18 protein-coding genes and 1 pseudogene are annotated in these 22,386 nt (G+C 71.4%); 13 read left to right on the top strand and 6 right to left on the bottom strand.

The annotated features are described in order from the left end of the window. Nucleotides 1-23: 23 nt before the first annotated feature. The 3 genes from ACLZN2_RS28410 to rhaI all read right to left on the bottom strand — a co-directional run bounded on the left by ACLZN2_RS28410 (nucleotide 24) and on the right by rhaI (nucleotide 4,783). Nucleotides 24-1,460: a rhamnulokinase gene (locus tag ACLZN2_RS28410; RefSeq protein WP_416982180.1), complete on the bottom strand. Its 1,437-nt coding sequence runs from the start codon at nucleotides 1,458-1,460 to the stop codon at nucleotides 24-26. A gap of 5 nt (nucleotides 1,461-1,465) precedes the next feature. Then, nucleotides 1,466-3,505 carry a bifunctional aldolase/short-chain dehydrogenase gene (locus ACLZN2_RS28405; protein ID WP_416982068.1) on the bottom strand — a complete coding sequence of 680 codons (2,040 nt, stop codon included), beginning with the start codon at nucleotides 3,503-3,505 and terminating at the stop codon, nucleotides 1,466-1,468. A gap of 117 nt (nucleotides 3,506-3,622) precedes the next feature. Then, complete coding sequence (gene rhaI, locus ACLZN2_RS28400) at nucleotides 3,623-4,783, bottom strand: L-rhamnose isomerase (protein WP_416982067.1); 1,161 nt, start codon at nucleotides 4,781-4,783, stop codon at nucleotides 3,623-3,625. A gap of 273 nt (nucleotides 4,784-5,056) precedes the next feature. Between rhaI and ACLZN2_RS28395 the strand changes: the two genes are divergently transcribed. From ACLZN2_RS28395 to ACLZN2_RS28345, 11 genes and pseudogenes are all read left to right on the top strand, one after another. Continuing rightward, complete coding sequence (locus tag ACLZN2_RS28395) at nucleotides 5,057-6,574, top strand: sugar ABC transporter ATP-binding protein (RefSeq protein ID WP_416982065.1); 1,518 nt, start codon at nucleotides 5,057-5,059, stop codon at nucleotides 6,572-6,574. Further along, complete coding sequence (locus ACLZN2_RS28390; protein ID WP_416982063.1) at nucleotides 6,571-7,641, top strand: ABC transporter permease; 1,071 nt, start codon at nucleotides 6,571-6,573, stop codon at nucleotides 7,639-7,641. Before ACLZN2_RS28395 ends, ACLZN2_RS28390 begins: the two co-directional genes overlap by 4 nt. Continuing rightward, a complete protein-coding gene (locus ACLZN2_RS28385) occupies nucleotides 7,634-8,611 on the top strand; it encodes an ABC transporter permease (RefSeq protein WP_416982062.1) in 978 nt (325 codons plus the stop codon). Before ACLZN2_RS28390 ends, ACLZN2_RS28385 begins: the two co-directional genes overlap by 8 nt. A 154-nt stretch (nucleotides 8,612-8,765) precedes the next feature. Then, nucleotides 8,766-9,845 carry a rhamnose ABC transporter substrate-binding protein gene (gene rhaS / locus ACLZN2_RS28380; RefSeq protein WP_416982060.1) on the top strand — a complete coding sequence of 360 codons (1,080 nt, stop codon included), beginning with the start codon at nucleotides 8,766-8,768 and terminating at the stop codon, nucleotides 9,843-9,845. A 44-nt stretch (nucleotides 9,846-9,889) separates the two neighbouring features. Further along, nucleotides 9,890-10,210 carry an L-rhamnose mutarotase gene (locus ACLZN2_RS28375; protein WP_358984406.1) on the top strand — a complete coding sequence of 107 codons (321 nt, stop codon included), beginning with the start codon at nucleotides 9,890-9,892 and terminating at the stop codon, nucleotides 10,208-10,210. A 60-nt stretch (nucleotides 10,211-10,270) separates the two neighbouring features. Further along, nucleotides 10,271-11,701, top strand: a complete 1,431-nt coding sequence (locus ACLZN2_RS28370) for a BNR repeat-containing protein (protein ID WP_416982058.1) — start codon at nucleotides 10,271-10,273, stop codon at nucleotides 11,699-11,701. An 88-nt stretch (nucleotides 11,702-11,789) separates the two neighbouring features. Beyond that, complete coding sequence (locus ACLZN2_RS28365) at nucleotides 11,790-12,812, top strand: LacI family DNA-binding transcriptional regulator (RefSeq protein WP_416982056.1); 1,023 nt, start codon at nucleotides 11,790-11,792, stop codon at nucleotides 12,810-12,812. A 134-nt stretch (nucleotides 12,813-12,946) separates the two neighbouring features. Further along, nucleotides 12,947-14,248 (top strand): alpha/beta fold hydrolase, encoded by a 1,302-nt coding sequence (locus ACLZN2_RS28360; protein ID WP_416982055.1) that lies wholly within the window; start codon nucleotides 12,947-12,949, stop codon nucleotides 14,246-14,248. Between the two features lie 28 nt (nucleotides 14,249-14,276). Beyond that, the gene (locus ACLZN2_RS28355; RefSeq protein WP_416982053.1) at nucleotides 14,277-15,020 is read left to right on the top strand and encodes a PIG-L deacetylase family protein; all 744 of its coding nucleotides are present in this window, start codon (nucleotides 14,277-14,279) and stop codon (nucleotides 15,018-15,020) included. 28 nt (nucleotides 15,021-15,048) lie between these two features. Then, a complete protein-coding gene (locus tag ACLZN2_RS28350; protein ID WP_416982052.1) occupies nucleotides 15,049-15,966 on the top strand; it encodes a sigma-70 family RNA polymerase sigma factor in 918 nt (305 codons plus the stop codon). A 15-nt stretch (nucleotides 15,967-15,981) separates the two neighbouring features. Further along, a pseudogene (locus ACLZN2_RS28345) lies at nucleotides 15,982-16,820 on the top strand (pentapeptide repeat-containing protein). Here ACLZN2_RS28345 and ACLZN2_RS28340 read toward each other — a convergent pair. Beyond that, nucleotides 16,782-18,305, bottom strand: a complete 1,524-nt coding sequence (locus ACLZN2_RS28340; RefSeq protein ID WP_416982051.1) for a cytochrome P450 — start codon at nucleotides 18,303-18,305, stop codon at nucleotides 16,782-16,784. The pseudogene ACLZN2_RS28345 and the gene ACLZN2_RS28340 sit on opposite strands and share 39 nt — an antisense overlap. A 117-nt stretch (nucleotides 18,306-18,422) precedes the next feature. Here ACLZN2_RS28340 and ACLZN2_RS28335 point away from each other — a divergent pair, with 117 nt between their 5' ends. Both ACLZN2_RS28335 and ACLZN2_RS28330 read left to right on the top strand, forming a co-directional pair. Further along, the gene (locus tag ACLZN2_RS28335; protein ID WP_416982049.1) at nucleotides 18,423-19,031 is read left to right on the top strand and encodes a TetR/AcrR family transcriptional regulator; all 609 of its coding nucleotides are present in this window, start codon (nucleotides 18,423-18,425) and stop codon (nucleotides 19,029-19,031) included. 102 nt (nucleotides 19,032-19,133) lie between these two features. Further along, nucleotides 19,134-19,859: a DUF2470 domain-containing protein gene (locus ACLZN2_RS28330; protein ID WP_416982178.1), complete on the top strand. Its 726-nt coding sequence runs from the start codon at nucleotides 19,134-19,136 to the stop codon at nucleotides 19,857-19,859. Here the strand turns inward: ACLZN2_RS28330 and ACLZN2_RS28325 are convergent. After that, complete coding sequence (locus ACLZN2_RS28325; RefSeq protein WP_416982048.1) at nucleotides 19,827-21,080, bottom strand: lactonase family protein; 1,254 nt, start codon at nucleotides 21,078-21,080, stop codon at nucleotides 19,827-19,829. The genes ACLZN2_RS28330 and ACLZN2_RS28325 overlap by 33 nt on opposite strands. Nucleotides 21,081-21,301: 221 nt before the next feature. Beyond that, complete coding sequence (locus ACLZN2_RS28320) at nucleotides 21,302-22,381, bottom strand: hypothetical protein (protein ID WP_416982046.1); 1,080 nt, start codon at nucleotides 22,379-22,381, stop codon at nucleotides 21,302-21,304. Nucleotides 22,382-22,386 lie beyond the last annotated feature (5 nt).

Below are 22,386 nucleotides of genomic sequence, written 5' to 3'. Positions count from 1 at the left end.
AAGGGCCCGGGGGAGACCCCGGCTCACCGCGTGGCGAGCCGGGCCTGTGCCTCGCGCCAGCGCTCGGTGCCGCCCTGCGGCTCGTAGCGCGTCAGAGGCTGGGTACGGGCGAGCAGGCGCCGCATGTCGGCACGGTCGCCGACCAGCCCGTGCGCCCGCGCCTGCACCAGCACGTTGCCGAGCGCGGCCGCTTCCGTCGGCCCGGCCACCACCGGCAGCCCGCAGGCGTCGGCGGTGAGCTGGCACAGCAGCGCGTTGCGGGTGCCGCCGCCGACGATGTGCACGACGTCGACGGGATGCCCGGCGAGCCGCTGGGCGTCCTCGATCGCCCGTCGATGGGCGAGGGCGAGCGAGTCGAGGATGCAGCGCGTGATCTCCCCGCGCGTCCCGGGAACCGGCTGCCCGGTGACCCGGCACGCCTCGGCGATCCGCTCCGGCATCCGTCCGGGCGCCAGGAAGCCGGCGTCTCCCGCGTCCACGACGGACCGCAGCGCGGGCGCGGCGGCCGCCTCCCGCAGCAGCACCCCCAGATCGGGGTCCCCCCAGGCCCGTACGCACTCCTGGAGCAGCCACAGCCCCATGATGTTGCGCAGATACCGGACCGTGCCGTCCAGCCCCAGCTCGTTGGTGAAGTTGGCGACCCGGCTCTCCTCCGTCAGCACAGGCGCCTCCAGCTCCAGCCCGGCCAGGGACCAGGTGCCGGTGCAGATGTAGGCGAACCGTTCCCCGGTCGCCGGCACGGCCGCCACCGCGGAGGCGGTGTCGTGCGACCCGACGGCGGTCACCGGCACAGGACCGGTCAGCCCGGTCTCCTCCAGCACCTCGGCCCGCAGCACCCCGGCCGGATCGCCGGGCTGCCGCAGCGGCGCGAACAACCCGAGGTCGATCCCCAGCCGCGCGGCGAGATCGTACGACCACGCCCGCGTCCGGGGATCGATCAACTGAGTGGTGGAGGCGTTGGTCAGCTCAGTGCCCTGCTCCCCGGTCAGCCAGTACGCCAGCAGATCGGGAACGAGCAACAACCGCTCGGCATAAGCGAATTGACGTGTCTCACGAGCCGCGACGAGCTGATACAGGGTGTTGAAGGGCGCGTACTGGATGCCGGTCGCGGCATACAGCTCCCCGGCCGGGACGCTCGCCCACACCTTCTCCGCGACCCCGTCGGTCCGGGCGTCCCGGTAGTGCACCGGATTCCCGAGCAGGGCCCCGTCGCCGTCCAGCAGCCCGTAGTCCACGGCCCAGCTGTCGATCCCGACGGAGTCGACCTGCCCGGCGGCCCTGAGTCCGTCGAGCACCCCGGCGTACAGGGACAGCACGTCCCACCGCAGCCCCTCCGGAACCCGCACGGGACGGTTGGCGAACCGATGTGCCTCCGTCAGCTCCAGCGAGTCCGGCCCGACGCGGCCGACCATGACCCGTCCGCTGGACGCGCCGAGGTCGACCGCGGCGTACGACCGCACGCCGGTCACCGGAGGAACGCGGCCGCCACACCCGCGTCGACGGGCACATGCAGCCCGGTGGTGTGGGTCAGCTCCCCGCCCGTCAGCGCGAACACCGCGTTCGCGACATGCTCGGGCAGCACCTCCCGCTTGAGGATGGTCCGCTGCGCGTAGAACTCGCCCAGCTTCTCCTCCTCGATGCCGTACGTGGCGGCCCGCTGGGCCCCCCATCCGCCGGCGAAGATCCCCGACCCCCGTACCACCCCGTCGGGGTTGACACCGTTGACACGGATCCCGTGCTCGCCCAGCTCGGCGGCGAGCAGCCGCACCTGGTGGGCCTGGTCGGCCTTGGTGGCGGAGTAGGCGATGTTGTTCGGCCCGGCGAACACGGCGTTCTTCGAGGCGATGTAGACGATGTCCCCGCCCAGCCCCTGCGCGATCATCACCCGGGCCGCTTCCCGCGACACCAGGAACGACCCCCGCGCCATGATGTCGTGCTGCAGGTCCCAGTCCTTCGCCGAGGTCTCCAGCAGCGGCTTGGAGATGGAGATGCCGGCGTTGTTGACGACGAGATCGACACCGCCGAAGGCGAGCGCGGCGGCCTTGAAGGCACCGGCGATCTGCTCCTCGGAGGTCACGTCGACGGTCACGGCGACGGCCTTGTCGGCCCCGCCGAGCTCCTCCGCCACCTGAGCGGCGTTCTCCCCATTCAGATCGGCGACGACGACACACGCCCCCTCGGCGACCAGCCGACGCGCGATGGCCTTCCCGATCCCGCTGCCGGCGCCCGTCACCAGCGCCACCCGCGTGGCCAGCGCCTTCGGCTTCGGCATCCGCTGCAGCTTGGCCTCCTCCAGCGCCCAGTACTCGATACGGAATTTCTCCCGCTCCTCGATCGGCGCATACGACGACACCGCCTCGGCGCCCCGCATCACGTTGATCGCGTTGACGTAGAACTCGCCGGCGACCCGGGCGGTCTGCTTGTCCTTGCCGAAGGAGAACATGCCCACGCCCGGCACCAGCACGATCGCCGGGTCCGCGCCACGCATCGCGGGGGAGTCGGCCTCGGCGTGCCGCTGGTAGTAGGCGGCGTACTCCTCCCGGTACGCGGCGTGCAGCTCCTTCAGCCGCGCGACGGCCTCCTCCAGCGGAGCGGTGGGCGGCAGGTCGAGCACAAGCGGCCGCACCTTGGTCCGCAGGAAGTGGTCCGGACAGGACGTCCCCAGCGCGGCGAGCCGAGGGTGCTCGGCCCGCGCCACAAAGTCGAGCACGGTCTCGGAGTCGGTGAAGTGCCCGACCTGCGGCCGGTCCTGCGAGGCGATCGCCCGCACATACGGCGCGAGCGCGGCGGCCCGTTCCCGGCGCTCACCCTCGGCCAGCGCCTCGTACCCCGCGATGACGGGCCCGAAGGGCTCGGCCTTCCCCCGCTCGGCCAGGAAGGCCTCGGCGGTCCGGATGATGTGCAGCGAGTTGCGCTCGCACTCCTCGGCACTGTCACCCCAGGCGGTGATCCCGTGCCCGCCCAGGATCACCCCGATGGCCTGCGGGTTGGCGGCCTTGATCGCGGCGATGTCCAGCCCCAGCTGGAACCCGGGCCGCCGCCACGGCACCCACGCCACACTGTCCCCGAAACACTCGGCGGTCAGCTTCTCCCCGTCGGCGGCGCAGGCGAGCGCGATCCCCGAGTCCGGATGCAGATGATCCACATGGGCGGCGTCGACGAGCCCGTGCATGGCGGTGTCGATCGACGGCGCCGCCCCACCCTTCCCATGGAGGCAGTAGTCGAAAGCGGCGACCATCTCGTCCTCGCGCTCGACCCCCGGGTAGACATCGACGAGTCCCCGCAGCCGGTCCAGCCGGAGCACGGCGAGCCCGGCCTCGGTGAGCGTGCCGAGGTCGCCCCCCGACCCCTTCACCCACATCAGCTCGACGTCCCCACCGGTGACGGGGTCGGTGTCGGTGCCCTTGGCGGACGCGTTGCCGCCGGCGTAGTTCGTATTACGGGGATCGGAGCCAAGCCGATGAGACCGGCCAAGCAGAGCGGCGGCTTCGGGATGGGTGGACATGGAGATTCCTTAACTTTTCCAGTAGAGGCGAGCGGACTTCTTTTCAGGGGCGCGGGGAACTGCGCGACCAGCCACATCCGGCCCGCACCCCGCAACGAAACAGCTCAACGCGGACGCTTACGCGCCCCAGCCGGCCTGCTGCCCACCAACACGCTCAGCGACAACCTTCTCGGCCCACCCGGACCGCCGATACGCGGCAATCGGGTCGGGGTCCAGCCCCATCTCCCCCCGCACCTCACGCAGCAGCGGCCGTACATCCGTGTTGTACGCATCCATCAAGACGGCGTTGGCTTCCAGCACATCCCCAGCCACCTGCGCAGCAGCCAACGCGTCCCGGTCGACCAGCAGCGCCTTCGCCGTCGCCTCCTGCACGTTCATCACGGAACGGACGATCGCCGGAATCTTCGCCTCGATGTTGTGGCACTGATCCAGCATGAACGCGACCTCGGAGGTGAACCCGCCCCCACGCACGACCTCGTACATGATCCGGAACAGCTGGAACGGATCGGCGGCCCCCACCATCAGATCGTCGTCCGCGTAGAACCGCGAGTTGAAGTCGAACCCGCCGAGCTTCCCCTCCCGCAGCAGCGTGGCGACGATGAACTCGATGTTGGTCCCCGGCGCGTGGTGCCCCGTGTCGACCACGACCTGCGCCTTGGGCCCCAGCTTCAGACAGTGCGCATAGGCGGTGCCCCAGTCCGGGACGTCGGTCGTGTAGAACGCCGGCTCGAAGAACTTGTACTCCAGCAGCATCCGCTGCCCCTCGCCGAGCCGCTCGTACACCTCGGCCAGCGCCTCCGCCAGCCGGTCCTGCCGCGCCCGTACGTCGTCCTGGCCGGGATAGTTCGTCCCGTCCGCGAACCACAGCTTGAGATCCCCGGACCCCGTCGCGTCCATGATGTCGACGCACTCCAGCAGATGATCGACGGCCTTGCGCCGCACCGCCGCGTCCGGGTGACAGACGCTGCCCAGCTTGTAGTCGTCGTCCTGGAAGGTGTTGGAGTTGATCGTCCCCAGCTTCACCCCCCGATCCTCGGCGTGCTTCGCCAGCGCCGCGTAGTCCTCCACCTTGTCCCAGGGGATGTGCAGCGCCACGGTCGGGGCCACGCCGGTGACCGCGTGCACCTGCGCCGCGTCGTCCAGCTTCTCCTGCGGGGTGCGCGGAACCCCCGCTTGCGCGAACACCTTGAAACGGGTCCCCGAGTTCCCGTACGCCCACGACGGCGTCTCGACGGCCTGGGTCTTCAGCGCGGCCTTCACCGCGGCGAGGTCGGTCACTTCGGGCTCCTGTGACATCGGTCCGGGACAGGGCCCGGATGAAACGATTCAGAACGGGAAGCTATGAGGCCGCGGAGGGAGTGTCAACCCTTTCAACCTCGCCCTCTTTTCGTGACCGCCGCGTGACCTTCGGCTATCGAAAACTTTTCGAGACGGACCCATTGACGTGACATGCCCGGCGTGCCTAACGTCCCGGCAATCCAGTTGAAACCTTTCACGACGCCGTGGCGGGCCCCAGGGGCACCGCCGCGGACGTTCGTCGAGGAGCCACCCATGACCCACCCGTCCGACACGGGACCGGCCCCGGTGCTGGCGCTCAGGGACGTCGCCAAGTCCTTCGGCGCCGTACGCGCCCTGCGGGGCGTCTCCCTGGAGCTGTTCCCCGGCGAGGTGCACGCCCTCGCCGGGGAGAACGGCGCGGGCAAGTCGACCCTGATCAAGACCCTCGCGGGGGTGCACCGGCCGGACACCGGCCGGGTGCTGCTCGACGGCGAGCCCGTCGTCTTCCACGGTCCCGGCGACGCCCGTGACGCGGGCATCGCCGTGATCTACCAGGAACCCACGCTCTTCCCCGATCTTTCGATCGCCGAGAACATCTTCATGGGCCGCCAGCCACGGCGTGCCCTCGGCCGGATCGACCACAAGGCCACCCATGCGGCGACCGCCGCCCTGATGGCACGGCTCGGCGTCGACCTCGACCCCGACCGTCCGGCCCGTGGACTGTCCATCGCCGACCAGCAGATCGTGGAGATCGCCAAGGCGCTCTCCTTCGACGCCCGGGTCCTGATCATGGACGAGCCGACCGCCGCCCTCACCGGCAGCGAGGTCGCCCGCCTCTTCGGAGTCGTGCGCACCCTGCGCGAACAGGGCGCGGCCGTGCTCTTCATCTCCCACCGGCTGGAGGAGATCTTCGAGATCTGCCAGCGGGTGACGACCCTGCGCGACGGCGCCTGGATCGCCAGCGAGCCCCTCGCCGGCATGACCGAGGACGACCTGGTCCGCCGTATGGTCGGCCGCGACCTCGACGAGCTCTACCCCAAGCAGGACGTCACGCCGGGCGAGGTCGCCCTCAGCGTCCACCGGCTGACCCGGGAGGGCGTCTTCACCGACGTCTCCTTCGAGGTACGGCGCGGCGAGATCGTCGGCCTGGCCGGACTGGTCGGCGCCGGACGCACCGAAGTCGCCCGCGCCGTGTTCGGCATCGACCGCTGGGACGCCGGAGACGTCACCGTCGACGGCAAGGCACTGATCAACGGCGCCCCCTCCACCGCGATGGCCGCGGGCCTCGCCCTGGTCCCGGAGGACCGGCGCGCCCAGGGCCTGGTGATGGACATGTCCATCGAGCGCAACATCGGCCTCACCGGCCTCCGTACGACCGTGAAGGCGGGTCTGATGGACCGGGGCGCCGAGCGCAGCCGGTCCCTGGACTGGGCGGTCAAGCTCCAGGTGAAGTACGCCCGGATCGCCGACACCGTCAACACGCTCTCCGGCGGCAACCAGCAGAAGGTCGTCCTCGCCAAGTGGCTGGCCACCGCCCCCAAGGTGTTGATCGTCGACGAGCCGACCCGAGGCATCGACGTCGGCACCAAGGCCGAGGTGCACCGGCTGCTGAGCGAGCTGGCCGCCGACGGGGTCGCCGTCCTGATGATCTCCTCCGACCTGCCCGAGATCCTCGGCATGGCCGACCGCGTGCTGGTGATGCACGAGGGCCGGCTCACCGCAGAGATCCCCCGCTCCGACGCCACCGAGGAAACCGTGATGGCCGCAGCCACCGGGAGGGCCGCCGCATGACGGTGACCACCCCTGAACAGGCCCCCGTCGCCGAGGCGCCCAAGTCCAGCGGCACCCGGCTCGTCGACCGTGTCTTCAAGATGCGCGAACTCGCCATCCTGGTCGTCTTCCTGGTGATGATCGCCGTCACCCAGGCCGGCAACAGCGAGTTCCTCTCCGAACAGGGCATCAAGGACCTGCTGCTGAACGCGACCATCCTGGTGCTGGTCGCCACCGGCCAGTCCCTGGTGGTGATCACGAGGAACGTCGACCTGTCCGTCGGCTCCACCCTCGGCATCAGCGCCTTCGCCGCCGGCACCTATCTGCACGGCGGCGGCAACCCGGTGATCGCGATCGTGCTGGCCGTCCTGCTCGGGATCGGCTTCGGCCTCCTGAACGGTCTGCTGGTCAGCCTCGGCCAGGTGCCCGCCCTCGTCGTCACCCTCGGCACGCTGTACATCATCCGCGGCATCGACTCCATCTGGGTCGGCTCCCGGCAGATCACCGCGGCCGACCTGCCCGGCGGCTTCGTGGACTTCGGCTCCGGCGGCCTCTCCGCCGTGCCGTATCTCGCGCTGATCGCCCTGGTGGTGCTGGTGGCGACGGCGTACTACCTCAAGCACTTCGGCAGCGGCCGCGAGCTGTACGCCCTCGGCTCCAACCCGGAGGCCGCCCGCCTCGCCGGCATCCCCGTGCGCAAGCGGATCCTCGCCGCGTACACCTTCTGCGGCGGACTCGCCGGACTCGCCGGCGCGATGTACCTGGCCCGGTTCGGCAACGTCGACTCCGGGACCGGCAACGGCTACGAACTCACCGTCGTCAGCGCGGTCGTGGTCGGCGGCGTCGTCTTCACCGGCGGTTCCGGCAGCGTCTACGGCGCAGCCCTCGGCGCGCTCCTGCTGACGTCCATCAACAGCGTCCTGCCCGCCCTGGGCGTCAGCTCGGTGTGGGTCCTCGCCATCAACGGCGTACTGCTCCTGCTCGCGATCGCGGTCGACCGGATCGTGGCCCTGCGGGTGGCGACCGCCCTGAAGAAGAAGTCGGCGTCGGTCAAGCCGGCCGTGGAGAAGGGGGAGACCCGTGCGTGAGTCTCTTGCCGGTCGGGTGGTCCGCTGGGACACCGTGGTCAGTGCGCTGCTGATCGTCCTGCTGCTGTTCTCCTTCTCCTTCGTGGACGGCTTCGGCAACGCGCTGAACCTGTCCTTCCTCATCGGCAACACCCTGCCGATCGCCCTGATCGCGCTGCCGATGACCCTGCTGGTCGTCTCCGGTGAGATCGACCTCTCGGTCGCCTCCACCGCCGGACTGTCCGGCGCGGTGATGGGCGCCCTGTGGAACCAGGGCATGACCATCGAGACGATCATCCCGATCTGTCTGCTGCTCGGGATCGTCTGCGGGCTGGTCAACGGCCTGCTCGTGACCCGGCTCGGACTGCCCTCCCTCGCCGTCACCATCGGCACCCTCGCCGCCTACCGGGGCATCGCACAGATCGTGCTCGGCTCCGACGCGGTGACCGACTTCCCCTCCCAGTACCTGGACTTCGCCGCCGGTCGGGTCGGGGACAGCTTCCTGCCGCAGGCCTTCCTGCCCTTCCTGGTCCTGCTCGCGATCGCCGTGGTCGTCCTGCACGCCACGCCGTTCGGGCGGTCGCTGTTCGCGATCGGGGCGAGCGAGGAGGCGGCGCGGTTCGCCGGGATCCGCGTCAAGCGGCAGAAGCTGATTCTGTTCACGGTGACGGGGTTCATGGCCTCGCTCACCGGGATCTTCTGGGCGCTGCATTACGCCAGCGCGCGCTATGACAATGCCACCGGGCTCGAACTGTCCGTCGTCGCCGCTGTGTTGCTCGGCGGCATCGACTTCGACGGCGGCAAGGGGACGCTCGGTGGGGCCATCGCCGGGGTGTTCCTGCTCGGCGCGCTGCAGAACGTGATGAGCCTCGTCAATGTCTCGGCGCAGTCCCAGATCGTCGTGACCGGTGTGTTGCTGGTCGTCTCCGTGCTCGGCCCTCGGGTCGCCCGTCAGATCACCGTCGCCAGGGCGGCACGCTCCGCTGGATAGGCCGTATGTCGGCTGCGGGCCGGTTGTGGCTGGTCGCTCCCCCACTCTCGGCTCCGCTCAAGCGGGGGGACCCCCATCGCGGCGGAGCCGCATATCGATACAGCCCCGCGCCCCTAAAGGCTCCCCTCTCACCCACTCTCAAGAAGGAACCCTCATGCGTAAGTCTTCCCTCCGGCGTGCCTGTGCCGCCCTCGCCGTCGTCTCCTCGCTCTCCCTCGCCGCCACCGCCTGCGGCGGCACCACCAAGGAGGACGTCAAGAGCGAAGGCGCTTCCGCGGCCGCCACCGGCAAGGCCGACCCGAACGCCGCCACCAAGAAGGGGCTGACCGTCGGCTTCCTGCCGAAGCAGGTCAACAACCCGTACTTCACCTCCGCCGACACCGGCGGCGAGGCGGCGCTGAAGGAGCTGGGCTCCAGCTACAAGGAGGTCGGACCGTCCAGCGCGACCGACACCTCGGGACAGGTGTCGTACGTCAACACGCTCACCCAGCAGAAGGTCGACGCGATGGCCGTGTCCGCGCAGGACCCGGGCGCCCTGTGCACCGCCCTGAAGACGGCGATGAGCAACGACATCAAGGTCGTCACCTACGACTCCGACACCAACCCCGAGTGCCGCAACGCCTTCGTCTCGCAGGCCTCCGCCGAGGACCTCGGCCGCACCGAGGTGCAGCTGCTCGCCGAGCAGATCGGCTACAAGGGCGAGATCGCGATCCTGTCCGCCGCGCAGACCGCGACGAACCAGAACACCTGGATCGACTTCATGAAGGACGAGCTGAAGGACGCCAAGTACAAGGACATCAAGCTCGTCAAGGTCGCGTACGGCAACGACGACGCCCAGCAGTCCTTCCAGCAGACCCAGGGCCTGCTCCAGGAGTACCCGAACCTGAAGGGGATCATCTCCCCGACCACGGTGGGCATCAAGGCCGCCGCCCAGTACCTGTCGGGCTCCAAGTACAAGGGCAAGGTCAAGCTGACCGGCCTCGGCACCCCCAACGACATGCGCAAGTACGTCAAGAACGGCACCGTGGACGCCTTCGAGCTGTGGGACCCGGCCAAGCTCGGCGCCCTCGCCGCGCAGACGGCCGTGGCGCTGGTCTCCGGCCAGATCACCGGCAAGGAGGGCGAGACCTTCACGGCCGGCGGGACGTCGTACACCATCGGCAAGGACGGTGTGATCAGCCTCGGCAAGCCGACCGTGTTCGACGCCAAGAACATCGACCAGTTCAACTTCTGATCCCCCACGCCCCATCCCCCCACCCACACCGGGAGCGGTACTTCATGCAGCGCGTCTGTTTCCTGCTCAAGGTCCGTCAGGACCGACTCGCCGAGTACCGCGAACGGCATGCCGCCGTGTGGCCGGAGATGCTCGAAGCTCTCTCGGCCACCGGGTGGCACAACTACTCGCTCTTCCTGAGAGACGACGGCCTGCTCGTCGGATATCTGGAGACCGAGGACTTCGCGGCCGCCCAGGCCGGGATGGAGGCCGCCGAGGTCAACGCCCGCTGGCAAGCCGAGATGGCGCCGTTCTTCGAGTCGCTGGACGGTGCCCGGCCCGACGAGGCCATGAAACCGCTCACCGAGGTGTTCCACCTCGCCTGACCCTCGTATGACCCCCCTTCCCCCCTCGCCCACAACTCGCCGACAACGGAGTCCCCCGAGATGAAGAGACGTACTCTGCTGGGCGCCGCCCTCGCAAGCGCCGTGGTCACCCCCGCCCTCGCCTCCGGCACCGCCCGCGCCGCCGACCCCGGGCCCTCGGTCACCCTGACCGGCAGCACCCTGCTCGACAGCCAGGCCCTCTACTTCGTGTCGTACGACGGCCTCGTCAACAACAACTCCTTCCAGAAGAACGGCCTGCTGTCCTACAAGGGCTACCAGTACGCCGTCTGGTACACCGCGGACCGAGGCGCCGTCGTCGGCCGCCGGCTGCTCGGCTCCACCACCTGGTCGACCGTCAAGGTCGGTCACACCCTGCGCTACAACGACTCCCACAACGTCATCTCCATGGGCGTCTCCAAGGTCGACGGGCGGCTCCACCTCAACATGGACTCCCACAGCGACGGCTTCACCTACGTCAAGTCGGTGGCCGGGCTGATGGACAACCCGGCCGGCCTGAGCTGGGACGCCAGCCGCTTCGGCGCCCCCCAGTCCACCCTCGACGGGCTCGCCCTCACCTCACAGTTCACCTACCCGCAGTTCGTCTCCACCCCCGAGGGCAAGCTGCAGCTGAGCTACCGCGTCGCCGTCTCCGGCAACGGCCGCAACGCCCTCGCCGAGTACGACGGGTCGACCTGGACCGGCCTCGGCGAGTGGTCCAGCTCCACCGGCACCTACACCAGCGAGCACGGCTCGTCGACCGCCCGCAACATGTACCTGCACGGCATCGACTACGACAAGAACGGCCGGCTGCACTCGTTCTTCACCTGGCGCGAGCAGAACGGCGCCGTGATGTGCTCCAGCGGCGGCATCACCAACCACGACACCGGTTACGTCTACTCCGACGACCGCGGCCGCACCTGGCGCAACAACGCGGGCACGGTCGTCGGCACCACCGGCGGCTCCGACAAGGTCGCCGTCACGGACAGCGGGCTCGTCGTCGACTCCCTCAACCCCGACCACTCCCTGATGAACCAGGAGAGCCAGGCCACCGACTCCGCCGGCCTGCCGCACGCGATCATCAGCTACGTCCCCGGCCGCTTCGGCCAGTGCACGACCAACTACGTCTCCGACCGCACCGCCAACGGCCGTGCCTTCCACGTCCGCAAGAACTCCTCGGGCACCTGGCAGAAGACCGAGATCCCGGTCCCGCTGAACTCCAGCCAGCGCACCAAGTTCATCCTGGACAAGTACGACAACGCGTACGCGATCTTCCCCTTCTGTCGTATCGCCGCAGCCTCCAAGGCGTCCGGATACACCGACTGGACCGTCCTGTACGACGGAGTCGCCGCCGGGATCAACGCCTTCGGCGAGGTCGTGGTCGACGAGATGCGGGTCGGACAGGACAACTTCCTGTCGATCATGTACCAGGAGAAGTCCAGTGGCACGACGCCCTCGGCACTGCGGAACCTGAACTTCCGCCTGCCCGCCTGACCGCCTGACCGAAAACCGACCGGGTGCGGCGTGAGGGTAATGTGAAACCACCTTCCCGCCGCCCCGTCTTCCTGGAGGAACCTGCCCGATGACCCAGCCGGTGGGTATCAAGGACGTGGCCCGCGTCGCCGGAGTCTCCGTGGGCACGGTCTCGAACGTCATCAACCGTCCCGACACGGTCGCGACCGAGACCCGCGCGCGGGTGCTGTCCGCGATAGACCGCCTGGGCTACGTCCGCAGCGAGTCGGCGCGCCAACTGCGCGCCGGACGCAGCCGGATCATGGGACTCCTCGTCCTCGACATGGGCAACCCCTTCTTCGTCGACGTCGCGCGCGGCGCCGAGCGGGCCGCCCGGGACGCCGGGCTCGGTGTGATGGTCTGCAACAGCGCCGAGAGCGTCGGCGAGGAGGCCGAGTACCTGTCTCTCTTCGCCGAGCAGCGGGTACGGGGCGTGCTGCTCACCCCGGCCGACGCGACCGGCCGCAACATCGAGTCCTTCCGCCGCCACGGCATCCCGTTCGTGCTGGTCGACCGGGTCTCCGAGGGCACGACCGAGTGCTCGGTCTCCGTGGACGACGTGGCGGGCGGCGCGCTCGCCGTGCGGCATCTCGTCGACGCCGGACACCGCTCGATCGCGTACGTCAGCGGCCCGCCCGGCTTCAACCAGGTCCGCGACCGCCGCACCGGCGCCCTGAACGCGCTCACCGAGGCCGGCCTCGGCCCCGAGTGCCTGCGCGAGCTGCCCACCGAGCGGCTCGACGTGGCCGCCGGACGCGACGCCGGCGCCCGGCTGCTCGGACTCGCCGACCGCCCCACCGCCGTGTTCTGCGCCAACGACCTGCTCGCCCTCGGTGTGCTCCAGGCCATGTACGCGGCCGGCGTCGCGGTCCCCGACGACCTCGCCATCGTCGGCTACGACGACATCGAGTTCGCCGCCGCCGCGGCCGTCCCGCTCACCTCGGTCCGCCAGCCCGCCGTCACCATGGGCGCACTGGCCGCCGAGATGCTGCTGGAGGAGACCGAGGAGGACAGCGGCAGGCGGCACGAACACCGCAGGGTCGTGCTCCAGCCGGAACTGGTGGTGCGCCGGTCGAGCCTCTCGGCGCGCTGAGGTGCATCGGCGCGGAAACCGGCCCGCTGAGCCGCCGTTCAGTAGCCGTTCATGATCCCCTGGGCTCCACGCCCGCCCGGACATGTGCTGAACTGGGACGCGGCCCGTACACCGAGCGTCCCAGGAGACCCCTGTTGTCCCTCAGCTACCGCCAGCCCGGCGTCGTACTCACCGACCGCCGTTTCACCGTCCCCCTCGACCACACCGACCCGGCGGGGGAGACCATCGAGCTGTACGCCCGTGAGGTCGTCGCGAGCGACAAGGCCGGCCAGGACCTGCCCTGGCTGCTCTTCCTCCAGGGCGGCCCCGGCTTCGGGGCGAACCGTTTCGTCGGCAGACCGGCCTGGCTCGGCCGCGCCCTCAAGGAGTACCGCGTCCTCCTGCTGGACCAGCGCGGCACCGGCGCCTCCACGCCCGCCAACCGCCAGACGCTGCCACTGCGCGGCGGCCCCGCCGCCCAGGCCGACTACCTCACGCACTTCCGCGCCGACTCGATCGTCCGCGACTGCGAGGCGATCCGCCGCGAGGTCACCGGCGGCGCCCCCTGGACCGTCCTCGGCCAGAGCTTCGGCGGCTTCTGCACGGTCAGCTACCTCTCCCTCGCCCCCGAGGGCCTGGCCGCCGCCCTGATCACGGGCGGTCTGCCCGCGCTCGACGCCCACGCCGACGACGTCTACCGCGCCGCATACCCGCGCATGGAGCGCAAGAACGCCGCGCACTACGCCCGCTACCCGCAGGACGTCGAGCGGGTCCGCCGGATCGCCGACCACCTCCTCCAGCACGAGGTCACGCTCCCCGGCGGTCACCGGCTCACGGCCGAGGCGTTCCAGACCCTCGGCATCCTGCTCGGCACCGGCGACGGCAGCCACCGCCTCCACCACCTCCTGGAGGACGCGTTCGTCCCCACCCCGCAGGGCCCCGAGCTGTCCGACGCCTTCCAGGAGCAGATCCAGCAGCAGCTCTCCTTCGCAGGACACCCCCTCTACGCCCTCGTCCACGAGGCGATCTACGGCCAGGACACCCGCCCCACCGCCTGGTCGGCCGAACGGGTGCGCGCCGAGTTCCCGCAGTTCGACGCCGCCAAGACCCTCACCGGCGACGGAGCGCTCCTGCTCACCGGCGAAACGATCCACCCCTGGATGTTCGACACCGACCCCGCGCTGCGCCCCCTGCGCGAGACCGCCGAACTGCTCGCCGCCCGCACCGACTGGACGCCCCTGTACGACCCCGCCCGCCTCGCCGCCAACGAGGTCCCGGTGGCGGCCGCGATCTACCACGACGACCTGTACGTCGACACCGCCCACTCCCTGCGCACCGCCCACGCGATCCGCGGACTGCGCACCTGGGTCACCGACGAGTTCGAGCACGACGGCGTGCGGGCCGGCGGCCCCCGCGTCCTGGACCGACTGCTGGCCCTGGTCCGTGACGAAGCGTGATGTCAGTGTCACCGATTAGTCTTCGGGCATGACCGTGCCGACGATCCCTCAGCTCCAGCCGATGCCCGAGGACTGGCGGCGGGCCCTGGCCGTCGTGGCGCACCCGGACGACCTGGAGTACGGCTGCTCCGCGGCCGTCGCCGCCTGGACCGACGCCGGCCGCGAGATCGCCTATGTCCTGGCGACGCGCGGCGAGGCGGGCATCGACAGCATCGCGCCCGCCGAGTGCGGCCCGCTGCGGGAGCGGGAGCAGCGGGCGAGCGCGGCCGTCGTGGGCGTCACCGAGGTCGAGTTCCTCGACCACCGCGACGGCGTGATCGAGTACGGGCCCGCCCTGCGCCGCGACATCGCCGCCGCGATCCGCCGCCACCGGCCCGAACTCGTCATCACCCTCAACCACCGTGACACCTGGGGCGGCGTCGCCTGGAACACCCCCGACCACGTCGCCGTGGGCCGGGCCACGCTCGACGCCGCCGGGGACGCCGGCAACCGCTGGATCTTCCCGGAACTGGCCGAACAGGGCCTCCAGCCCTGGAGCGGCGTGCGCTGGGTCGCGGTCGCCGGATCCGCCACGCCCACCCACGCCGTGGACGCCTCGGCGGGACTGGAGCGAGCGGTGGGCTCGCTCCTCGAACACCGCGCCTACATCGAGGCCCTCACCGACGAGGACCCGGAGACCTATGTGCGCGGCTTCCTGACCGGGGTGGCGCACTCCATGCAGGAGCGGTTCGGCGGCAGACCGGCGGTCGCCTTCGAACTGTTCAGCCGATAGACACCGACGCCCGAGGGGGAGTGGCGCCATGACCGACAACGACGTACTCGCGAAACGCTTCGAGGAGCACCGGGCCCATCTCAAGGCCGTCGCCTACCGGATGCTCGGCTCGCTCGCCGAGGCCGAGGACGCCGTGCAGGAGACCTGGCTGAGACTCAGCCGCAGCGACACCGACGAGGTGCGCAACCTGGGCGGCTGGCTGACCACCGTGACCGGCCGGGTCTGTCTGGACCTGCTGCGTTCACGCACGGCCCGCCGCGAACTGCCGATGGTCGAAGGGCGCGAGGGATACGAGGGGTACGACACCTTCGTCCCCGATCCCGTGATCGCTCCCCTGCCACGGACCGACCCCGAGCAGGAGGTGCTCCACGCCGACGCGGTGGGGCTCGCCCTGCTGATCGTGCTGGAGACCCTGGAGCCCGACGAACGGCTCGCGTTCGTGCTGCACGACATGTTCGCCGTGCCGTTCGACGACATCGCGCCGATCGTGGAGCGGGGCGCGGCCGCGACCCGGCAACTCGCCAGCCGCGCCCGCCGCCGTGTCCAGGGGGCGACGCCGTCGGCGGAGCCGGATCTCGGGCGGCAGCGCGAGGTGGTGTCCGCGTTCCTGGCGGCCGCCCGCGCCGGGGACTTCGAGGCGCTGGTGTCCGTCCTCCACCCCGATGTGGTGCTGCGGGCCGACGCCGGGGCGCTGGTGCGCGGCGCGGCGGCCTCCAAGATCGTGCAGGGGGCGAAGGCGGTGGCCGAACAGGCCATGTACTTCCGGCAGCTCGCGCCGGCCGGACGGCTCGCTCTCGTCGGTGGCGCGGTCGGGATCCTCAACGGGCCCGAGGGCGAGGTGCGTTCGGTCATGGGCGTCACCGTCGTCGACGGCCGGATCGTCGCCCTGCACATCCTGGCCGACCCGGAGCGGGTGGCCGCTCTGGATGTGCCGGAAGGGGCGTGAGCACAGGTCAGTAGGGTGGAGGGCAGGGGAGAGAAGACGGTGGACCGGGACGGCCTGCGCGGCGACTGCGCGAACTGCTTCGGGCTGTGCTGTGTGCCCTGCCCTTCGCACGCTCCGCGGACTTCGCGCTCGACAAGCCCGCGGGGCGGCCCTGCCGCAACCTGGCGGAGGACCACCGCTGCGGCATCCACGAGCGGCTGCGGCAGAAGGGCTTCACCGGCTGCACGGTCTACGACTGCTTCGGCGCCGGCCAGAAGGTCTCGCAGGTCACCTTCGGCGGACGCGACTGGCGGGGCGCCCCCGCCGAGCACTCCCGGGCGATGTTCGAGGTGTTCCCGGTGGTCCGCCAGCTCCACGAGCTGCTCTGGTACCTCACCGAGGCACTCGCCCTGCCGCCCGCCCGTCCGGTCCACCCGGAGCTGCGCCGGGCCCTGGAGCGGACCGAGGCGCTCACCCGGCAGAGTCCGCAGGAGCTGGCGGCCCTGGACGTCCCGGCCCACCGCCAGGAGGTCAACGTCCTGCTGCTCAGGACCAGCGAACTCGCCCGGGCCGGTGTCCGCGGCCGGAAGAAGGACCGCCGGGGCGCCGATCTGATGGGCGCCCGCCTCAAGGGCGCCGATCTGCGCGGGGCGAACCTGCGCGGCGCCTATCTGATCGCCGCCGACCTCACCGGCGCCGATCTGCGCGGCGCGGACCTGACCGGCGCCGACCTGCGCGACACCGATCTCTCCGACGCCGACCTGACCGACGCGATCTTCCTGACCCAGCCTCAGCTGAACGCGGCCCGCGGCAACGCCGCCACCCGGCTCCCGGCCTCAGTCACCCGCCCGGTGCACTGGACAGCGGGGCGCTGAGACCTCCGGAGCGGGCGCTTGCGTCGGTGCCCCCGCTGCTCCGGTCGCCGTACGCCGCTCCAGACCCAGCCGCAACCCCTCCGGCATCAACGTCAGCCGCTCCGTGACCCGCAACCGGTAGGCCGGGTCGGGGCGGAGGTCGTAGCGGCGCAGGAGCAGGCCGAGGACGAGGGTGGCCTCGTGCAGGGCGAACTGGCGTCCGATGCAGGCGCGGGCGCCCGTGCCGAACGGTTTGAAGGTGTGCGGAGGGCGTCCCCGGACGGCCGGGGCGTCGAAGCGGTCCGGGTCGAACCGTTCGGCGTCCTCGCCCCACACCTCGGGATCCCGGTGCAGCATCGCCGTCAGCACCAGCGCCCAGGCGCCCCGCCGCATCGGATGCTCCCCGCCCAGCACCGTGTCCTCGCGGGCCTCCCGGGCGAACCCCGGCGCCGTCGGCCACAGCCGCAGCGCCTCGTCGAGGACCCGGCGCACGTAGCGCAGCTTCGCCACCTGGTCGTACCCCGGCACCTCCGTATCGCCCCACACCCGGTCCACCTCGGCCCGGGCCCGGGCGGCGATCAGCGGGTTCAGGGAGAGGTAGTGCAGGGCGAAGGACAGCGCGCCCGAGGTGGTCTCGTGGCCCGCGACCAGGAAGGTGATCACCTGGCGCCGTACGTTCTCGGCGGACAGCCGTTCACCGGTCCCGGGGTGCGCGGTGTCGAGCATCCGGTCGAGCAGGTCCCCCTGCCCGCCGCCCCCGGCGCGACGCTGCCGTACGAGCTCGTCGACCGTGCGGTTGAGGTAGGCGATGTCGGCCTCGTTCCGCCGCGCGGCCTCCCTCAACAGTCCCGGGAACGGCAGGGTGTTGAGGCGCTGGGCGTAGGTGAGGGTGCCCACCATCGCCGTCACGAAGGGATGGAGCCGGGCGCGCTCGAACGAGCCGAAGTCGTGCCCGAACCCGGTGCGGGCGATCGTCTCCAAGGTCAGCTTGGTCATGTCCCCGGGCACGTCGACCGGGCGTCCGGCGGCGGCCTCCCGGTCCCAGTGCGCGGTGAGCCGTTCGGCGACGTCCAGCATCATCGGGTGGTAGGCCGCCATGGCCTCCCGGCTGAACCCGGGGGCCAGGACGTCGTGCGCGAGCTGCCAGTTGGGCTCGTGGTTGTACGCCGTGAACAGCGCGTCCCCGACCACCGGCCGAAGGTTGGCGATGCCCAGACCCACATGCTTGGCGAACCGCGACTCGTCCGCCATGTCGGCGGCGAGCCCGGCGCCCCACACGAACACGAACTCCCTGCCGAACGCCCTGCGCCGGAAGATCGGCCCCAGCTGCCGCGCGTACCGCAGGGAGTCCTGCACGGGAGTGTGCCGGCTGGCGCCCAGCAGGTCGCCGAGCAGTGGGATCCGGTACGGGGGATGCGGAATGCGCCGCAGCTCGGGCCAGCCCAGCTCCGCGCTGCGGAACCCCTTGGGCAGGACGTCCCCGCTCGTCGACACCGTCTCCGCCATGACGCGATCTCCCTCGATCTCCCGTGAGCCAGCGGCAGGTTGGAACTGTTGTACGTGGGTTCAATAACGCGTTCAGTCTCGTCCCGTCGTTGAACCGGCGTCAAGTAAAGTGCGGGCATGGCCGCGAACCAGGGGGAGCGCACCCGGCGTCGACTCAGTACCGGGGAGCGCAGGGAACAGCTCCTGTCGGTGGGTGCGCGCCTGTTCTCGGAGAGTCCGTACGACGAGGTCTGGATCGAGCAGGTCGCCGAGATCGCCGGGGTCTCGCGCGGGCTGCTCTACCACTACTTCCCGACCAAGCGGGACTTCTTCGCGGCGGTCGTCGAGCGCGAGAGCGAGCGGATGCTGCGGATGACGGCGCCCGTGCCCGGTGTCCCCGTCCGCGAGCAGCTCACCGCGGGCCTCGACGCCCATCTCGAGTACGTCGAGACCCATGCGCACGGCTACCGTGCCTTCCACCGCGCGGACGCGGCCGGCGATCAGACCGTGCGCCGGGTGTACCAGCGGGCCCTGGCCGCGCAGGAGCGGCAGATCCTGGCCGCCCTCGGCGCGGACCCGGAGTTCGGCCCGCTCTTCGTGGAGCGCCCCGAGGTGCGGCTGGCGGTGCGCGGCTGGCTGGCGTTCATCACGGCCGTCGGTCTGGAGTGGCTGCGTGGCCCGGATCTGACGCGGGAGCAGGTGCGGGACCTGTGCGCGCGGGCGCTGCTCGGGGTCATCGCGCACTGACGGACGGCGCAAAAGATCACCCGCCCCGGTTGGCGTGCGCCCCGAACTCCGCTAGGTTAGGCAAGGCTTACCTAAGGAGGTTCTGGGATGGGTGACAGCCACATGGGTGACGGCCACAGCTGGACGGCGGTGCCCGGTTCGGCCGAGCGGGCCCGGTCGATGCTGGCCGCCTCGTGGTCCTGCGCGGTGACCGCGGACGGCGGCCGCGAGGAGTTCGTCGGCGCGCACACCGTCGACGAGGACGGCCGGGTGCACCTGCACGTGCCCGAGGACAGCTCCCTGCTCACGGCGGCCATCTGCGCGCCCCGCGGCGAGCCGTCCGCCGTCCTGGAGTTCGCCGACGTGGCGCCCGTCCCCGTGCGCCACCGGATCCGGGGCCGGCTCTGGCTCGCCGGCTGGTTCGCCCCCGAGGACGACCACCTCGTCTTCCATGCCACCCGGGTCGTGCTGAAACAGCCCACCGGGGCGGTCGTCGTCCGCCTCGACGAGTTCGCCGAGGCCCGGCCCGACCCCCTCGCCACCGCCGAGGCCCAGCTGCTCACCCACCTCGCCGACGCCCACCCCGACGCCGTCGAACGGCTCACCCGGCTGGTGCGGCACGAGAGCCTGCACGGCGCCGTACGCGTCCAGCCGCTCGCCGTCGACCGGCACGGACTGACGCTGCGCATCGAACGCGCCCGCGCCCACGGCGACGTACGGCTGCCGTTCCACGCGCCCGCCGACGACGTCGGCCAGCTCACCGAGCGCATGCACGTCCTGCTCACCCAGGCGAGCGCCGCGTCCTGCCCGCGTCCCCTACAGCGGCAGCGCGCAGACGGCGACGGGTGACGCGAACGGCTCGCCCGCGAGCCGCAGTTCACCGCTGCCGCCGTCCACCTCGAAGACGCTGACCGTGCCCGAGCGCTGGTTCGCCGCGAACAGCAGACCGCCGTCCGGCGAGAGCGCGATCTGCCGGGGGAAGTCCCCCCGCACCGGGACCGTGCCGAGCAGCCGCAGCCGGGCCCCGTCCGCCTCCACCGCGTACCGGGCGATCGTGTTGTCACCACGGTTGGCCAGGTAGGCGTACGCGCCGTCCGGCGTGACCGCGAACTGCGCCGGATAGTTGGGGTCCGCCTTCGCGCCCGTGGACCGGGGCGCACCGATCGTCAGACGGCCGCTGCCGGCGTCGTAGGCGCAGACCGCGACCGTGTCGTCGACCTCGTTGGCCAGGTAGGCGTGGCGTCCGCCGGGGTGGAAGGTGAGGTGGCGCGGTCCCGCGCCCGGCCGGGTGTGCGCCTGTGCGACCTCGGTGAGCGTGCCCTTCTTCTCGTCCAGCCGGTAGCTGTACACCGTGTCCGTGCCGAGGTCGACGGCCAGCACATGCCCACCGTCCGGCGCGGTGAGGAACTGGTGCGCGTGCGGCCCCTGCCGGCCCGGTCCGGGCGCCGGACGGGTGTGGACGACCCTGTCGGTGCGTTCGCCCAGCGCCCCCGAGGCCTCGATCGGGTGCACGGCCACACTGCCCGAGCCGTAGTCGGCGCTCAGCAGCCAGCGCCCGCCCGGATGCACCGACAGCTGGCACGGGTGCGCCCCGCCCGTCGCCCGACTCCCCAGCACCTTCCGGTCGGACAGCCGTACGGCGGTCACCGTGCCCTGGGCCCGCTCGTTCACCGCGTACAGCGTGCCGCCGTCCGGGTGGATCGCGAGGTACGACGGGTCGGGGACGCCGGTGATCGTGCCCTGGCCGGTGATCCGGCCCGAGGCAGGGTCGTACGAGGCGACACCGATGCCCTTCCCACCGCCCTCGGCGGAGGTGTAGGTGCCCAGGTAGAGAGGCCGGGGGCCGGAGGGACTCGGCGCGGGCTCCGGTGCGGCGGAGGCGGACGACGAGGGCTGCGGGGTCGACGCGGCGTCCTGCGCCGCCTCCTGTGCCGCCCCGGTCGAGCCGTCGCCGTCACCGTCGTTGCCGCCGCAACCGGCCACCGCAGGCGCCACCGCCGCGCCACCGAGCACCGCGACGAACCGCCGCCTGCTCCAGCTGCCGCGTGCCCCTGCCGTCCCACCGTTCATGCCCGCACCTCAGGTCGTCCCGCGCCCCCGTCGTACACAGAACCTTGACGTGGAACGACCCTCGAACGCAAAGCGCTCCGCTGGAGGGGCCGCACGGTACCGTCTTTCGTCTGCGGCTTCGTCGTGGCTGGTCGCTCCCCCACTCTCGGCTTCGCTCGAGCGGGGGGACCCCCATCGCGGCGGAGCCGCATATCGACACAGCCCCGCGCCCCTTCAGGGGCCTACCAGTCGCCGTCCTCCACCGGCTTCCCCGGCGCGTCCTTCAGCTGGTGCACCTGGCCCGGCGCGGGCGGCTGCCAGGGGTCCAGGTCGTCGCCGAGCCAGTCGCCGACCGGCTTCACCTCGGCCAGGGTGTCGCTGGGCGCGAGGTCCTGCGCGCCCTCGTCGTAGTAGTCGAACCAGGGCAGCCCGGCCTTGGTGTACGCGGCGCGGTCCACCGGGGACGGCGGGGGCTCCTCGCCGGTGATGCGACGCCACTCCGGGGGAGTGACCAGGTGCACGAACACCCGCGCGGCGGGTTCCCGCGTGTAGTCCTGGACCGGGCGGGTGTCCTTGTAGACCTCCTGCCGCATCGAACCGCCCACGCCCAGCCCCATCGCCGCGGCGGCCCGGGGCCGGGGCGCGCTCCCCGGGGCGGCGGGAGCCGCGGCGGCCATCATGGGCGGCGCTCCCGGCGGAGGCATGGCTCCGGGCGCCGGGGGTATGGCGCCGTACCCGCCGCCGACCGACTTCACGCTCCGCGTCACGAGGACGTCGGCGCTGCGCGCCGCCTCCCACTCCGCGCGCTTCCGCTCGTTCAGCGGGAAGGACTGGAGCTGGACCCCGCCCCACACCTCCTCGCCGGTGACCTGGCCCTCCACGGTCGCGCCCAGACCGAGCGGCACCGCCACGAACTGGCGGACCGTGCCCTTCCCGGAGTTGATGCCGTCCAGCCAGGGCTGACGCGGCAGCGCCAGGTAGTTCTGCGGATCGAGGGAGAGCCGGTCGCTCCAGGGCTTGCCGGAGACCGCGCACACCTTGCCCGCCCCGACCTGGAGCGCCGCCGGCTCCGTCGAGCCCGCGAAGGCCAGCCACATCGCCTCGCGCAGATACATCGGCAGCATCACGCCACCGCGCGCCAGCCATTCGGCGGGCACGGTGTCCCTGTGGTCGGCGACCCTGCGGAGCGGGAACGTGCCCAGTCCGGGAGGCAGGTCGTGCTCGCCGCTCTCCGGCAGCCGCAGGGTCCGCATGAACCGCACGGCCACCCCGCCCGGCAGCCTCAGTGTGTCCCCGTCGATCCGTACGCCGGTGTCGCCCACGGGCA

Source organism: Streptomyces sp. T028 (genome assembly GCF_048159505.1).
Lineage (GTDB): Bacteria > Actinomycetota > Actinomycetes > Streptomycetales > Streptomycetaceae > Streptomyces.
Note: the sequence above shows the minus strand (reverse complement) of the source record. Positions and strands in the feature narration are given on the sequence as shown.

Bases quoted from the DNA above. Each gene is read 5' to 3' on its own strand.
- ACLZN2_RS28405 (WP_416982068.1), bottom strand. From the start codon at position 3,505: ATGTCCACCCATCCCGAAGCCGCCGCTCTGCTTGGCCGGTCTCATCGG.
- ACLZN2_RS28395 (WP_416982065.1), top strand. From the start codon at position 5,057: ATGACCCACCCGTCCGACACGGGACCGGCCCCGGTGCTGGCGCTCAGG.
- ACLZN2_RS28390 (WP_416982063.1), top strand. From the start codon at position 6,571: ATGACGGTGACCACCCCTGAACAGGCCCCCGTCGCCGAGGCGCCCAAG.
- rhaS (WP_416982060.1), top strand. From the start codon at position 8,766: ATGCGTAAGTCTTCCCTCCGGCGTGCCTGTGCCGCCCTCGCCGTCGTC.
- ACLZN2_RS28375 (WP_358984406.1), top strand. From the start codon at position 9,890: ATGCAGCGCGTCTGTTTCCTGCTCAAGGTCCGTCAGGACCGACTCGCC.
- ACLZN2_RS28370 (WP_416982058.1), top strand. From the start codon at position 10,271: ATGAAGAGACGTACTCTGCTGGGCGCCGCCCTCGCAAGCGCCGTGGTC.
- ACLZN2_RS28365 (WP_416982056.1), top strand. From the start codon at position 11,790: ATGACCCAGCCGGTGGGTATCAAGGACGTGGCCCGCGTCGCCGGAGTC.
- ACLZN2_RS28355 (WP_416982053.1), top strand. From the start codon at position 14,277: ATGACCGTGCCGACGATCCCTCAGCTCCAGCCGATGCCCGAGGACTGG.
- ACLZN2_RS28350 (WP_416982052.1), top strand. From the start codon at position 15,049: ATGACCGACAACGACGTACTCGCGAAACGCTTCGAGGAGCACCGGGCC.
- ACLZN2_RS28340 (WP_416982051.1), bottom strand. From the start codon at position 18,305: ATGGCGGAGACGGTGTCGACGAGCGGGGACGTCCTGCCCAAGGGGTTC.
- ACLZN2_RS28335 (WP_416982049.1), top strand. From the start codon at position 18,423: ATGGCCGCGAACCAGGGGGAGCGCACCCGGCGTCGACTCAGTACCGGG.
- ACLZN2_RS28330 (WP_416982178.1), top strand. From the start codon at position 19,134: ATGGGTGACGGCCACAGCTGGACGGCGGTGCCCGGTTCGGCCGAGCGG.
- ACLZN2_RS28325 (WP_416982048.1), bottom strand. From the start codon at position 21,080: ATGAACGGTGGGACGGCAGGGGCACGCGGCAGCTGGAGCAGGCGGCGG.